The organism is Synechococcus sp. UW179B, from assembly GCF_900474245.1.
GTDB lineage: Bacteria > Cyanobacteriota > Cyanobacteriia > PCC-6307 > Cyanobiaceae > Synechococcus_C.
The window spans coordinates 176,608-190,834 of record NZ_UCNZ01000026.1 but is presented as its reverse complement, the minus strand read 5'-3'; the positions used below and the strand labels follow the sequence as shown (position 1 = coordinate 190,834).

At 51.0% G+C, this 14,227-nt stretch carries 11 protein-coding genes; 3 read left to right on the top strand and 8 right to left on the bottom strand.

Going from position 1 to position 14,227, the window contains the following annotated elements:
• Nucleotides 1-199: 199 nt before the first annotated feature.
• The 3 genes from DXY38_RS13885 to DXY38_RS12155 all read left to right on the top strand — a co-directional run bounded on the left by DXY38_RS13885 (nt 200) and on the right by DXY38_RS12155 (nt 4,497).
• Nucleotides 200-367, top strand: coding sequence for a hypothetical protein (locus DXY38_RS13885; RefSeq protein WP_206749681.1), 168 nt, complete (start codon nt 200-202; stop codon nt 365-367).
• A gap of 928 nt (nt 368-1,295) precedes the next feature.
• A complete protein-coding gene (locus tag DXY38_RS12160; protein WP_115071855.1) occupies nt 1,296-2,855 on the top strand; it encodes a DUF1214 domain-containing protein in 1,560 nt (519 codons plus the stop codon).
• Nucleotides 2,856-2,979: 124 nt separating this feature from the next.
• Entirely contained in the window at nt 2,980-4,497 is a 1,518-nt protein-coding gene (locus DXY38_RS12155; protein ID WP_115071854.1) for a DUF1254 domain-containing protein, read from the top strand.
• Nucleotides 4,498-5,227: 730 nt separating this feature from the next.
• On the opposite strand, the gene ccsB is transcribed toward DXY38_RS12155, so the two are convergent.
• The 8 genes from ccsB to DXY38_RS12115 all read right to left on the bottom strand — a co-directional run bounded on the left by ccsB (nt 5,228) and on the right by DXY38_RS12115 (nt 14,164).
• Nucleotides 5,228-6,175 carry a c-type cytochrome biogenesis protein CcsB gene (gene ccsB, locus DXY38_RS12150; protein ID WP_115072052.1) on the bottom strand — a complete coding sequence of 316 codons (948 nt, stop codon included), beginning with the start codon at nt 6,173-6,175 and terminating at the stop codon, nt 5,228-5,230.
• A 42-nt stretch (nt 6,176-6,217) separates the two neighbouring features.
• Nucleotides 6,218-7,396 (bottom strand): LptF/LptG family permease, encoded by a 1,179-nt coding sequence (locus DXY38_RS12145; protein ID WP_115071853.1) that lies wholly within the window; start codon nt 7,394-7,396, stop codon nt 6,218-6,220.
• Nucleotides 7,393-8,121 (bottom strand): LPS export ABC transporter ATP-binding protein, encoded by a 729-nt coding sequence (gene lptB, locus DXY38_RS12140; protein WP_115071852.1) that lies wholly within the window; start codon nt 8,119-8,121, stop codon nt 7,393-7,395. Before lptB ends, DXY38_RS12145 begins: the two co-directional genes overlap by 4 nt.
• Nucleotides 8,118-8,543, bottom strand: a complete 426-nt coding sequence (locus tag DXY38_RS12135; RefSeq protein WP_244279123.1) for an LptA/OstA family protein — start codon at nt 8,541-8,543, stop codon at nt 8,118-8,120. Before DXY38_RS12135 ends, lptB begins: the two co-directional genes overlap by 4 nt.
• Nucleotides 8,544-8,609: 66 nt before the next feature.
• Nucleotides 8,610-8,969, bottom strand: coding sequence for a DUF309 domain-containing protein (locus DXY38_RS12130; RefSeq protein ID WP_115071850.1), 360 nt, complete (start codon nt 8,967-8,969; stop codon nt 8,610-8,612).
• Complete coding sequence (typA, locus tag DXY38_RS12125; RefSeq protein ID WP_115071849.1) at nt 8,966-10,768, bottom strand: translational GTPase TypA; 1,803 nt, start codon at nt 10,766-10,768, stop codon at nt 8,966-8,968. Before typA ends, DXY38_RS12130 begins: the two co-directional genes overlap by 4 nt.
• Before the next feature lie 64 nt (nt 10,769-10,832).
• On the bottom strand, nt 10,833-13,400 hold the full coding sequence (locus DXY38_RS12120) for a U32 family peptidase (RefSeq protein ID WP_115071848.1): 2,568 nt from the start codon (nt 13,398-13,400) through the stop codon (nt 10,833-10,835).
• Nucleotides 13,397-14,164 (bottom strand): M15 family metallopeptidase, encoded by a 768-nt coding sequence (locus DXY38_RS12115; RefSeq protein ID WP_115071847.1) that lies wholly within the window; start codon nt 14,162-14,164, stop codon nt 13,397-13,399. Before DXY38_RS12115 ends, DXY38_RS12120 begins: the two co-directional genes overlap by 4 nt.
• Nucleotides 14,165-14,227 lie beyond the last annotated feature (63 nt).

Here is a 14,227-nt window from a genome sequence, read left to right as displayed (position 1 = left end):
TAAAGCTTGAATCATTGATTCTCCTGAAAAGAATCAAGGCCACGAAATTATGCAGTCAGACCTAGAATATTGAAAGATTGAATCACTGAGCAGATAAACCTAGTGATACAGATCTATTGTTAAAAGCAAGATCAGTAATTGCACTCATGCCAGAATTGATTAACAAAACTAAAATTCAGGTATATAAAAGGGAATAATCATGACTTCGCAAACCAGTGACTCACTTGTGGCCCTTAAAGCATTGCTCAAAGAGGATGAGAGCTTTGCTGCTCAAATGCGTTTGACTCCTACCAGTTCTTCTGCAGCACAATTAGCCTCTCAACATGGTATTCAGGAGCTCTATGGCGTAATCGGGGAGTTCTTGTAAGTGATGGACATCCGACATGGCGTGGTTGATTTAAAAATCTAAAAAATCATAACGAATCAAAACTCACCCAGATCCTGGGGAACTCGGCTCGTGTACTAGATGATCTTGACTAGTGGATGCGCAATATAGAATTGTGGCTAGAAGAAGGAGACTATTGAAAAACAACGATCATCGGCTTAGCTCTGTCGAGCTTATTTGTAGCTCCTGCACTATCTAAAGATGTACGATTTGCTGATACTGAAAAAACATGCTGGGAAGGGTGGTGCCTAATCGAATGCCATTGGTTTTGCAGCTGGATCAAACTAAATACGATCGATAATGGAATCATTCAGTACAGTGGAACATCTTTACATCCAACATAAAGAGAAGAAAAATATTCTCCGGTTTACAACTATGAAGTTGATTGCAAAAGAAAGTTGCACAGACCAGCAGGCAAAAAAGAATGGAAAGTACCAGTTGAGAGTTCAGGCTGGGAAGCACAGCTAGCCTTTCTCTGTAGCGATCAATACAAATACGATATCATCAATATGAAGCCAAAAAATACTGAAATTATCAGCAAAAGGTTAATCAATGTTGGCTAATGAAGTTGACAGCGGAGCAACTAATACAAATAAATCTTTTCTGAGAATTGTTCAATCAATACTGTAACCATAAAGTGCTAAAAGCAAATGCAATTCATGTCTTATCGTCGCAATATATAGATGCAACAGGTCTTCTTCGAGCCCAGCTCGCTTCAGGATGGTGGTCAAACCGTAATCACACCGAAGCTCATGCCCCTAGACATCGAGACCTGAATTAACCCGCAGAAGATCGGGGAGAAACACTGCACGCCTCCATAAGAGAAAGAATGCACTATTAGGACCAAATTTTTTTACAGCTCGAATATAATTATTAAAACAATTGACTCAGATTAGGGTTTTTCATTTTCATGCGTGCTCTCCCGATTGCTTTGTCCTTGGGTCTGGTTTTTGGCGGATTGGCTGAGCGGGGGCCGATCGCCCATGCTCAATCCGTTGATGTCACAGACATCAAAGATGAACTCAGCCCATCTGAATTCAGGGCCTATGGAGAGAGCTCACCCAAGACACTGAGATCTCGCCTTGGTGATCTAACCTTCACAAAGGGCGGTTTTGCTGGCGGTTACCCCAGTCTTAAGACCATCGATGCGCTTAAGAACGAGCTCGATTTTCACAAAGCAACGCAGTCGTACATCTGGGCCGTTCCGATAGTCAGCTATGCCCGATGGCTTGAGTCCAATGAAGAGCTTTTCGGTGCCAAGGATGGACAGATCGTGCGGCTGACCTCTCCCAAGGCGAAGCAAGGAATTCTGACGGCAAATGCCACGACTCCCTATGCAGTTGCCTTTGCCGATCTTTCCAGAACAGGGCCATTAGTTTTTGACATTCCCAAAGGAATGTCAGCCGGGGTTGTCAATGACATCTGGCAGCGTGGCATTCATGATTTCGGGATGTCTGGTCCGGATAAGGGCAATGGCGCAAAGCTGCTCATCCTTGCGCCGAAGATGTCCATCCCCGATGGTTTGGATACCAATGAGTACACCGTCATTCGCAATGGCTCGAACATTGCGTTTCTTGGGATCAGGGCTCTGATGCCTGATCCTGCTGAGGCGGATCAGCTGTTATCAAGTTTTCGCATCTTCCCTTACGCAAAACGGGCCAATCCCACGCTGCTTCCGATCATTGATGTGGATGAAAGCACGGAGTGGGGGCAATGGCAGCCCCATGGGATGGCCTACTGGCAGGCATTGAAAAAAATCATGGATCGCGAAGTTTTTGAAGATCGCGATCGCTTCTTTTTGAGCATGCTCGCCTCGCTTGGTCTGGAGAAGGGCCAACCCTTTCAGCCCACAGCGGCTCAGGCTGGGGTCTTGAAAGAAGCGGCCGTCATTGGTGAGGCGATGCTCAAATCGATCACCTTTGACAAGCCCTTCTCGAACAATGATCTCTACAAGGGCACGTACTGGGATCAGCTGATGGTGGTCACGGTGGATGACAGAGATGGTGATATGGATCAGCTGTATCGCAGGGCTGCCTTTACCTGGGAGGCTGTTTCAAGGGGCAAGGCTTATTACATCGAGCAGGCAGGCATAGGACAGCAATACCGGACGGCTTACAAGGATGGCAATGGCAACTTTTTGGAAGGCGACAAGCACTACAAGCTGACGATGCCACCCAACGCGCCTGCGGAAGTGTTTTGGTCGGTTGTGGTTTATGACGTCAATTCGCGCACGTTGATTCTCAACAATGAAGGCAGGGCTGCACTGAGCTCCAGAACGGGTCTGATTGAGAACGACGATGGTTCAGTGACGTTGCACTTCAGCCCTGAATTGCCGGTTGGCATTGAAAAAGCCAATTGGATTCAGACCAATCCCAATGAGAGCTGGTTCTCCTATCTGCGCTTTTACGGACCGACTCAGGCCTATTTCGATCAGACCTATCCCCTGCAGGACATCATGCCGGTGAACTAACGATTGCATGAGAAAGCCCCACTAAGGGGCTGCTACCAGAAGTTCTACTCGGGGCGCGAGATCAGTCCTTCCTGTCTCACCAATGTCTTCAAGCAATCCAACTCAACATTAAGCAGATTAGAAAATGAAAATCAAGCGCCTCATCCTCACCGCCGCGGTTCTTGCAGGGTCAATTGCCGTTTCACCCCTTCAAGCGCAGGAGAGTCCAACCTATAAAGCCAAGGTTCCCGAGGAATTGCTAACTCCCGACAAGATGGAGAGCAGCTACCTCGGTGAACTGAGATTTCAAGACGGTTTTCCGACGAAGGAAACTGCCTCCAAAGTGAGCAACTTCGTAGACATCTCCCGTGCGGTCGAACTGTTCATCAATGGAACGCCAGCCGCTTCGATGTATGGAATGCTTAACGGGCACGTCAAAATCGGGCTCGAGCCAAACCACTCGGTGGGGATCACTGAGGAGTTGATGAATGCCCGTTCCCTGTGGCTCACGCCACAGACGACCACGCCTTACGTGCATGCGGAAATCGATGTGAAAGACGGACCCGTGGTGCTCGAGATCGGCACACCGGTGCTCGGTTTTGTGAATGATGCCTTCTTCCGTTATGTCACGGACCTGGGGGTGGTCGGTGCCGACAAGGGCAGAGGAGGCAAATACCTCTTGGTGGGCCCTGACTATGAAGGGGAGATCCCCGAAGGATATTTCGTCTCCAAGACATCGACCTACCGTCATTGGGCGTTGATGCGTATCGCCGCCAAGCCCGGTGAAACCAAGGAGGCCATTGAGGCCTTCAAGAAAACCTTCAAGATTTACCCACTTGCCGACGCCAACAATCCGAAACCGACTGGGTTTATCAATCTGTCAAACAACCGATACAACACCATTCATGCCAATGACGCGAGCTTCTATGAGGAGCTCAATGAAGTGATTCAGTATGAGCCCGCGACCGCCTGGGATCCTGAGCTAGTTGGGCAAGCTGGGGCGATTGGCATCAAAAAAGGGCAGACGTTCGAGCCGGACGATCGGATGAAGAAGATCCTCACCGAGGCTTCCACCATCGCCAATGCCTATGCCCGGACCGTCGTATTCAGCCCTCGCAATGAAGAGGTTTACTTCTATCCGGGGAAGCGTCAGTGGTATTCACCTCTCGCTGGAGGGAGCCATGAGTTTCTCAACAATGGCGAGCGAGTGTTAGATGATCGCCTGATCTTTTACTACTACGCCACGGGCAGTACCCCGATGATGGTCAAGCCGATGGTTGGTAAGGGATCGGTCTATGCGATGACAACCACTGACATCAATGGCGTGCCTCTGAATGGAGCGATGACTTACAAGGTGACTTTGCCAGCGCCGATCCCGGCCAAAGACTTCTGGTCCTTCATGGTCTACGACAATCAGACTCGTTCGATCCTCGAGACCGATCAGGTCACCGGTGGTTTGGATAGCAACTCAAAAGGCGTGAAACTGAATGATGATGGGTCTGCGACCGTTTACTTCGGCCCCAAGCCACCGGAAGGACAAGAAGTTAATTGGGTGCAGACCATGCCAGGCAAGGGATACAACGCGATTCTTCGCCTTTACGGCCCTCTTGAACCATGGTTCGAAAAAAGCTGGATGCCAGGCGACTTTGAACCGGTGAACTAGCTAGACATCAATCAGCTAACAAACGCAAGCAGATGGAACGGTCCACTCGCAGCGTTGTAACCACTTAAGAGAAGACCAGCATTCCCATACCCCTGCCACGAGCGGGGGGTTTTCGAAGGGGTAATGCTTTAAGCAGTTGCCCTTAACCAATAACTTCTTTCACACGCAAAAAGGTGATACTTCTTTCTGCTGCTTGAGTTTCTTTTTCGGCAATTGAAAATTGATCTTCGATTCGATATGAATCTTGCAGCCTCGTTAGGCAAATTGATTGATGTCAACGCCTACTCCAACTAACTCAGAAACTTTTCAAACCCTCTGTCTTGGTACAACGTAGAGGAGTTTAGATCACAGGAGAAACAGAAAGAGAACAATGAACGAACTTCCAATTAGGAACACCTTGTCTGCACCTTTATCGATGTCAAAGGGTACGTATCTCTGTTGTTCCATTGTGTTGACGAGAGATTAATCACTTTAGTCCATTCACTTCCGAACCGTGGTCTACCACTATATAGATGCATTCACTAACTCATTTAGTATCTGCCATGCTTTCCCTCAAAGGGGTAAGCGAGGAAACTTGTGCATCCCCCGTTTGAGGGATTTACTCTCAATCCATTGGTGAGATGATTGAAAGGCAGGGAGAAAACTTGGCATTATTGCATTGCGTGACGTTTGCCAAATAGAATAAATAGACTTCTAAGGGATCACAACTCAGTACCCAACGAAAACCTGGTTATCCAAAGAACCAGCCATAGCTATGCAAACCAATACCCAGAAGATTCACACCTATGTAACAAACGCCAATCACAACCAAGCCGGCACTCGCCACTAACGCCGGACGCCTTCCCTGCCAGCCTCTGCTTAAGCGTGTATGCAAATAGGCGGCATACACCAGCCAGCAAATGAGTGCCCAGGTTTCCTTGGGATCCCAGCTCCAGTAGCTGCCCCAGGCCTCATTGGCCCACACAGCCCCGCTAATGATGCCAACGGTGAGCAATAGAAAGCCCACCGTAATGGTGCGGTAGCTGAGGCTGTCCAAGCGTTCATTCCGAGTGAACTGAACAGAGGAGAGCTCAAGGGAAGCCATTGGTTCTTCAGGGTCACCCACGCTGCCGAGGGGAGTCGCGAGCGCAGCACGCCGATACCCTCCACTTCCGATCGAGCTGCTGCGCAATTCCAACGCATGACCACGGTCGGTCACCAAAACAGCCACTGACAACAGTGAGCCCACCAAAAGGGCTGCATAACTCACCATGATCACGCTCACGTGCATCACCAGCCAGCTGGATCGCAGCGCTGGAACCAGCGGAGACGCTTCTTGCAACTGGTCAGGAAGTGCAAAGCTCGCAAAGGCAATACATCCCAAACCCATCGGAGTCGCGGCTGCAGCGACAATCGGAGTAGGCCAGGTTCTTTCCACCAGCAATTGCGTGAGCGTGCAGGCCCAAGCCAAGAAGCAGAGCGATTCGTAGAGGTTGCTGATCGGGAAATGTCCCGATTGCCACCAACGCAGAACCAGTTGAGCCGTTAGGGCCAGGTTGGCAGTGGCAATCAACAACGTGACGAGGCCAGACGTTTGTTCAGAGCTCACTTTCCAGAAGGCGAGCGGTAAGGCCAACAGCAACAGACCAAACGCAAACAATCCGAGGCCAAGCACCGGATCCATCCCAGCCAACTCCATGAACCCCATCACCACGAAACCACCTGATTCTGACGTGTTTGCTTACCGGCTGGCCTGCCGCAACAACACTCCACCACCAGCAAGTGAAATCAGAACAGGACCCCAAGCAGCCAAAAGCGGATCCAAGGTTCCTTTGACGCCAAGAGAACTGAAACTAAAACTCAACACGTAGTAAACAAAAATAAGCACCACGCTGATGCCAAAACCCTGACTACGACTTGTTCTGCTATTTGGCCTTGCACCAAGGCTCGAGCCAATCAAGCCGAACACTAAACAGGCCATTGGAACCGTGAACTTTTCTTGAATACGAACCCTTAGCCTGCGAGCTTCTTTACGGTCACCAGCATCAGATAAGAGTTGTTCAGCCTCGATGGCTTCAGAAACAGTCATATTGTTGGCATCCTTTGGCAGTTTCGCGATCCGTAATGGCGCAGAGCTCAGTGGATAGAAATATCGATCGAAATCAGCTGTTGTTGTACTACCTGAAGGAGTCAGAGTAAGAATTTTACCATCATTAAACTCCCACTTAGCCTGAGCCTCACTCCAATTTGCATGGTCAGCAACAAGCATTTGAGTAAAGCCAAATCTTGAAAAATCCAAAACAGTAACTCCAATCATTTTTCCATCTCGAAATTTTGTTGCATAAAATAATTGAGTCAAACCCTTCCCTGTATCCCCATCAGGGCCCGTGACTCGGCCGAAGCGGGAATAGATAATGTCATCACCTTTTTCAGCCGCAATGGCTTTACCAAGGGAACGTTGCAACGTAAATTCTGCTGAACGATTCGTGCGAGGCACGATGACATCGTTGAAAACAAATGTAAGGCCTGTCATCAACAGTGCCAAGGCAATTGCAGGTGCAATCATGCGACTCGCTGTGACGCCTACACTTCTTAGTGCCGTCAGCTCGCTGTTAGCAGAAAGTCGGCTGTAGGCAAGCAGTGATGCAATCAACGTGGCCATTGGGAAAGAAATCACCAAAAAACTGGGCAACTTCAGCAACAACACCTGAACGGCGATCGTCCAAGGGAGATTCGATTCAACAATCTTGCGAACCAGATCAAACATCACCCCTACGGATAGGGATACGACCGTAAATAGTGTAAGACCAAACAATAATGGGGCAATGAGTTCACCAAGCAGCCACCGATCAAGTAATGGAATGCGATGAATGAGCTTGCGAATTTTATGTTGGATATCTATCAAAATATTATTTTTCAAAGCTGAAAATCCTCCCCAAGATAATGACGGCGTACGAGTGGGTCATGAGCCACTTCATCGGAACGTCCGGACGCGAGAATGCTTCCATCCGTCAAAATGTAGGCCCGATCGGTAATGGCAAGAGTTTCGCGAACATTATGGTCGGTGATAAGGATTCCCATCCCGCGTTCACGCAGCCCGTGGATCATTTGTTGCAGATCAGCCACAGCCAGTGGATCCACCCCCGCGAAGGGTTCATCAAGAAGTAAATAGCGCGGCCCTTCTAAACCAACAGCAAGGGCACGGGCGACTTCACAGCGCCTGCGTTCACCACCCGAAAGCTGGTACCCACAGCGATTGATGAAGGACTCAAGATGAAAGTCCTCAATTAATTGATGGAGACGTTGACGACTATCGGCCTTAGAAAGTCCGCTTTGAACTAACACAAGTTCAAGGTTTTCTTGAACGGTCAATTGGCGAAACACACTGGGTTCCTGCGGCAGGTAGCCAATGCCAAGACGAGCTCTTTGGGGCATTGACAGATCCGCAACCGGATGACCGTCCAGCAGAACTTGACCACGATCAGGACGCAGCAGCCCGATCACTAAATTAAAGCTGGTGGTTTTGCCTGCCCCATTGGGTCCAAGCAAGCCAATCACCTCACCAGGTTTCAAGGTGAGTGACAGGGAGCGAACCAATGTTCTGCCTCCAAGGGTCAGAGTGACCTGATCAAGACTCAAACTCATGGCGTTAGGGGAGTCTGCGAGTCGGGACTCAGCTTTAAGAGAAGAGTGGACTGAACTTGCTGACCTGGGATGGGGTTCGCCAGAGCGCGTTCATCATCAAGGTTGTAAGTAACCCGTTCAGCGCGAATACTGTTTCCATCTTCCTGAACCACATCCACATCACCGCTTAATACAAGCATCGCTTCCCTGCTGAAATACTGAGCCTGACGGGACGTTGCCACCATCCCTCGGGAGGGATAAACGATCCGAACGTTTCCAACAGCGGTGACGACACCCGTGATGTTGTCAGCGCTTTGTGTATCGGATTCGATCGTGATCAAGCTGTCTTCACCTGCTGCTGTCTGGGCACTGACTGGAAGAACAGCACCAGAAACAACCAACAGGGCAGCAGCGATTGAGAATTTGGCAATCCAAGTGGTCATTTCAGATCTGAGGGAAGGAAAAAGCATCAGGTCACCCTCATTATTCCAGCCAATTTACCTATAAACCTAAGAGTGGACACGTAACTCAGGAACTGGAAGTACGACAGGATCGGTCTCCCGTTGAAGCGCTTCCAATCTCAAACGAGCCTGATCTCGAACCAAAGGCAAATCAAGACCAAGATCTCCTGGCGTTGCTGCGGAAAGGCGACCTACACCTTCACCTAACAAAATTGTTGCGCCCCTAAGGTTGCCACGTTCTAAGTGAACATGAGCGACTGCGATTTGCAAAATACCTTGAAGCAATCGGCGGTCGGACCCGGCCGTTTCATGCCACACCTCCTCAAAAGCATCATGCGCTTCGTACCAGGCCCGTCGATTGAAAAGATCGACGGCCTGTAGGAATCGCGGATCGGCTTGAGTGCTCAACGCTTAGCCATTTTTTTTGCAGGTAATTTCCTTAATCGCATCGATTCAGGGGTAACTTCAAGCATTTCATCAGGTCCGATATATTCCAAAGCACGCTCGAGCGTCATCTGGATCGGTGACTGAAGCGAATCTAAAACATCTGCGCCAGCTGAACGGATGTTTGTGACCTGCTTCGCTTTACAGATATTGATTTCCATATCTTGTTGACGAGTATTTTCACCAATAATCATTCCCTTATAAACTTTCGTACCTGGAGTAATAAAGAACTGTCCACGGTCTTCAGCTCCTTTTAGAGCATAGAAAGTAGCTGTGCCTTCTTCAAAAGCAATCAACACGCCATTCCTTCTGTTGTCAAAATCACCCTGCATCGGACGATATTCGAAGAATGAATGGCTCATAATTCCTTCTCCCCGAGTAGCGCGAATGAATTCACCGCGGAAGCCAATGAGTCCCCGAGACGGAACCACAAATTCAAGCTGCGTGCGGTTGTCAGCGCCAGTTTCCATATTTTGCATTTCACCTTTTCGGGTTCCCAACTTCTCAATACAGCTACCAACAGCAGCTTCAGGAACGTCCATCACCAGTGTTTCCACAGGCTCACAAGGGGTGCCGTCGATGGTGCGAAAAATAACCTTTGGCTGAGACACCTGAAATTCAAATCCCTCACGGCGCATCGTTTCAATCAAAATGCCGAGATGGAGTTCACCGCGACCGCAAACAGAGAAACGATCAGGAGAATCTGTATCTTCAACCCGTAGAGCAACATTCGTGAGCAATTCGCGCTGCAGACGATCTCGAAGCTGACGACTGGTAACAAACTTGCCCTCTTTTCCTGCGAAAGGCGAATCATTGACCACAAAGGTCATCTGAAGCGTGGGCTCATCAACCTTGATCAGAGGTAACGCTTTTGGTTCATCCGGGCAAGCAATCGTCTCGCCAATATTGACATCGTCAAAACCTGCAACTGCAACAAGATCGCCAGCAGAAGCTTCTTCAATATCAACTCTTTGAAGACCCTCGAAGCCTAGGAGTTTACTAATACGACCTTTTTTGACGCTGCCATCATCTTTAATGAGCGTGGCTCTTTGCCCCTGTCTAATAACACCATTGTGAACGCGACCAATGATGATTCGACCAAGGAAATCAGAATAATCAAGAGTCGTGATTTGAAGTTGTAGAGGCTTCTCAGGATCTCCTACTGGAGGCGGAACATGACGCAAAATGGCATCAAAGAGAGGACGCACATTATCGCTCTCTGTCTTCATGTCGGGCTTCGCGAAACCGCCTAAACCACTACCAAACAAGTAAGGGAAATCACACTGATCATCATCAGCACCAAGCTCTAGAAAAAGGTCGAGAACTTTATCGACAGCCGTTTCTGGATCAACACGCGCACGGTCAATCTTATTGACAAAAACAATCGGCCTCAAACCCTGTTCGAGGGCTTTTTTAAGCACAAAACGGGTTTGGGGCATGGGCCCCTCATTGGCATCAACGATCAGCAAACAACCATCCACCATGCCGAGCACACGCTCAACTTCTCCACCAAAATCGGCGTGACCAGGTGTATCAACAATATTGATTCTCGTGTCGTTATAGGTAACCGCAGTGTTCTTGGAAAGGATGGTAATTCCGCGTTCCCGCTCTAAATCATTGGAATCAAGAACGCAGGTTGGAACGGCCTCGTTGTCGCGAAAGATTCCGGACTGGCTGAGCAGAGCATCCACAAGCGTGGTTTTGCCGTGATCCACGTGGGCGATGATCGCTATATTGCGAATCGCCTTATTCTGGGCGCTCATGAGGTCCGTAACGTTATAAAGGGAAACTTGGGAACGCCTACAGGCGTAGCCGCGACATGCTATCTCAAAGTGAGACTTGTAACGCTTGATTTTCATTGCCGATGCGCAAACTGCCACGCGTGACGCCGAGCCTGTGATCGATTTGCTCCCTCTTCCATACGTCGGCTGACAGGGTGCGACCCAAAAGAGCATCGCTATACAGCTGGACCCGCCGCAACGTGGCCTTGGCGTCTTCATCGAGAAGATCCAAGCGATACCTGCGAATTCCTGCCTGACGCAGGGCGTGCAGGGCCTCCACTCCTGTCTGAGGTTTGCCATTGAAGAGCGTATTGCGACAACCAAGATCCGCTTTCAGTGGATGCTCCACCCCACTTCGGTCTCTGAGCATCACGGTGTGCTGCTCACAGGGCCTTCCGCAATCGGTGTGATCGTGGCCTTCCGAGAGGAACGAACAGAACAAGCAGTGCTCCATATGAAAGAGCGGCATGTGTTGATGCAACACCACTTCAATCCGTTCGGGTGGAGATGCCTGCACCAAATCAAGCAATTGGCTGAGGTTCAAATCACAACTGGCTGTGACCCGATCCAGTCCCCAGGTCTCCAGGAACCAAAGCAAGCTGAGCGGGTTTGCGACATTCAACGTGAAGTCTCCAGCACAGCGAGCCTGGCCCGTGAGTAGCTCCAACTGATCCGCGTTGCGCACGAGATATCCATCCGCTTTCGCTTTCAGAAGCGGTTCCAACATCCAGCGTTCACCAGGCCTGGTGATGCGCGGTCCGGCCAACCAAATTCCATCAGGCCAGCAGCCACGGCCTATCGCCACAGCTTCTTTGAGATCCTTCGGATGCTCTAGATCGGCAATAACCGAGGCGATCGGTCCATCGCCCATGTCTTGAAGAGCACGCAACTGCTCCAGGCTTCGAACGAGCACAACCAACGACGGCGACTTGGACTGCTGCTGTGCTGAGTCCCGCCAATCAGCCAAGCGCTCGAGTGTTGCCGCAACGATGGGCTGAGGGTCCACACGCTCCGAAGACGCCTCCAGCCCCGCCTGTTGAAAGGCTGCCGTGAGGCCGCCATCAGCCATCTGCTGCAACAACGAGCGGCGCATCCTGTTCAGCTCAGCAACGGGAAGAAATAACCCCGATCCCAGGTTCGTTTCCAGATGCTCAAGACACCAGCCCGTGCCGCCCAAACGCCCAAGCTGAGCGACCAAACGCTCACGATCTAAACCGTGATCACGGGCAGGCTCCAACACGGCCTGACTCGTCACGCTGCAGCGTTCTCCACCAGGCAAAACAGGTTCAATCAGCTCCAACGCCAGAGCTTCACCGATCTGCCCACTCACACGAACCTGAAGACCCCGTTCAAGCGGAGACATCACGCGTTCCGACCGACGCTGCCAGGTGCTTTGCCATTGCGGATCACTGGTGAGCCAGACCGAGGATCCTGAACGCAGTCCGGATAGATCGACACGGCCCGGTCCTATCCGCAAACGCACGCGCCCTCTCTCCATCGCCTTCACCTCCATCACCCGTCCACCAATTTCACGCGGAGGTGTCAGAGGGTCATCCTGACGATCCGACGCTTCCAAAACCAAACCCTGACCGTTGCGAGGGCTCTCTGTGCACTGCAACACCAACCATCCCTTTGCCTCGACGCGAACCAGTTCACCAATCACCGGACCACGCTTCTTGCTCCAACGACCATGCACGAGGGCACGGTGATCAATGCCCCGCAACCAACCAGTGGATAAGCCCCTGGAAAAACCAAGCTCAAGCTGGCGTTGAATTTCCGCAAGATCACAGTCCAAGCCATCGAGACTGCGGCGATAGGCATCCGTGACCGACGCCACATAGGTGGGGTCCTTGAGGCGACCTTCGATCTTGAAACTCCTGATTCCGAGCTTCACCAAATCCGCCAGGAGCGGCCAAGCGGCGAGATCCTGGGGAGACAGTAAATAGCGTTGATCTCCGAGATCGAGCGATTCACCATCCACCACCAATTCATAAGGCAAACGGCAAGCTTGTGCACATTCACCACGATTGGCACTTCTCTGGCCCAAGGATTCACTGGTGAGGCACTGACCGGAGTAGGCCACGCATAAGGCCCCGTGCACAAACACCTCGAGAGGCATGGCAAGGGATCTCTCCTTCAGTTGGTTTTGCAGCCTCTCAAGATCGCGGAGGGCGAGTTCCCTCGCCAGCACAACCCGCTCACAGCCCGCTGCCGCTGCCTGCGCCACACCAGCAGCACTGGTGATCGACATCTGGGTGGATGCATGCAAAGACAACGTGGGCACAAGCGCTTTCGCAAGAAGGCAAAGCCCTAGGTCCTGAACAATCAGAGCATCAACGCCAGCCCGATCTGCGGCCAACAGCAGATGGGCCGCTTGCTCCAACTCATCGCCAAAGATGAGGACGTTCACCGTGAGAAATCCCTTCACCCCCCGGGCATGAAGCCAGGCAATGATCTCGGGTAGCTCAACAAGCTGGAAGTTCTCTGCCCGAAGACGAGCATTAAAAGCCTCAACCCCGAAATAAACGGCATCAGCACCGTTGGAGACCGCCGCCCTCAAGGCCTTCCAATCCCCAGCTGGGGAGAGCAACTCTGGGAAAGATGATGTGTTCAACGCCCAAGAGCCAGCTGACGTGCGGGTTCAAATTGGCGCAAAGCCTCCGCCGACCCCTCAAAACGCCAGTGCCAAGGCTCATAGCTCACACCCTGAGGATTCACTTCAGGGAAGGACAGCGTGAAGTGATAACTAGCGGCGTAATCCTGCAACCAACGAAATGCCGGAGTCGTCTCAAAAGAGACGGAAAGATTGGTATCTGGACGGCTGCCATCGCCAAGGTCAATCGCATAACCAGTGCTGTGCTCGGAATAACCCGGCGGTGCCGAAACCTTGGCCCGCTCTTCGGCGGTTTGATTTCTTTCTGATTTCACATCAAAGAAAATCCCTTGCTGCAACGTATGGGAGCGATAACCACTGATCAGCCTTAGATCGATTCCATCGGAAGCTGCGGCACGGCGCATCGAATCCAGGGCCAAGGCTGCATCCTGGTGCAACTCAATTCCAGCCTCAACGGGCACGAGTTGGCTGGCAATCGCCTCGTCATAAGGGAAATGTCCAAGCAGTCGACCATCGGCATCTGGCGGCGCTTCAATCCCTTCCACCACGGGAACTGGAGCCGTAGGAAACCAAAAAGAACGACGCGCCAACAAACCTGGCCCTAACCAAACAGCCGCCAAACTTCCTCCCCCCACGAGGAGACAGGCCAAAAAAACTCCAAAACCACTCCGTCGCTGACGAGGAGCAGGTTTCGAGCGACGGGCAACAGGAATGTCATCCCGGGTGCTGCGACGAGTGGCGACGGCTCTTCCCAGAGGATTCATGCAGTGTTGTTTCAATCGTAAGGGGCTCCGCCAGGGCCTAGTACCACTTTTCAGGATGCGTGA

What these genes read in the sequence shown, in the direction of transcription:
- lptB (WP_115071852.1), bottom strand. Translation starts at nt 8,121, where the DNA reads ATGAGTTTGAGTCTTGATCAGGTCACTCTGACCCTTGGAGGCAGAACA.
- DXY38_RS12155 (WP_115071854.1), top strand. Translation starts at nt 2,980, where the DNA reads ATGAAAATCAAGCGCCTCATCCTCACCGCCGCGGTTCTTGCAGGGTCA.
- DXY38_RS13885 (WP_206749681.1), top strand. Translation starts at nt 200, where the DNA reads ATGACTTCGCAAACCAGTGACTCACTTGTGGCCCTTAAAGCATTGCTC.
- DXY38_RS12115 (WP_115071847.1), bottom strand. Translation starts at nt 14,164, where the DNA reads ATGAATCCTCTGGGAAGAGCCGTCGCCACTCGTCGCAGCACCCGGGAT.
- DXY38_RS12160 (WP_115071855.1), top strand. Translation starts at nt 1,296, where the DNA reads ATGCGTGCTCTCCCGATTGCTTTGTCCTTGGGTCTGGTTTTTGGCGGA.
- DXY38_RS12135 (WP_244279123.1), bottom strand. Translation starts at nt 8,543, where the DNA reads ATGACCACTTGGATTGCCAAATTCTCAATCGCTGCTGCCCTGTTGGTT.
- ccsB (WP_115072052.1), bottom strand. Translation starts at nt 6,175, where the DNA reads ATGGAGTTGGCTGGGATGGATCCGGTGCTTGGCCTCGGATTGTTTGCG.
- typA (WP_115071849.1), bottom strand. Translation starts at nt 10,768, where the DNA reads ATGAGCGCCCAGAATAAGGCGATTCGCAATATAGCGATCATCGCCCAC.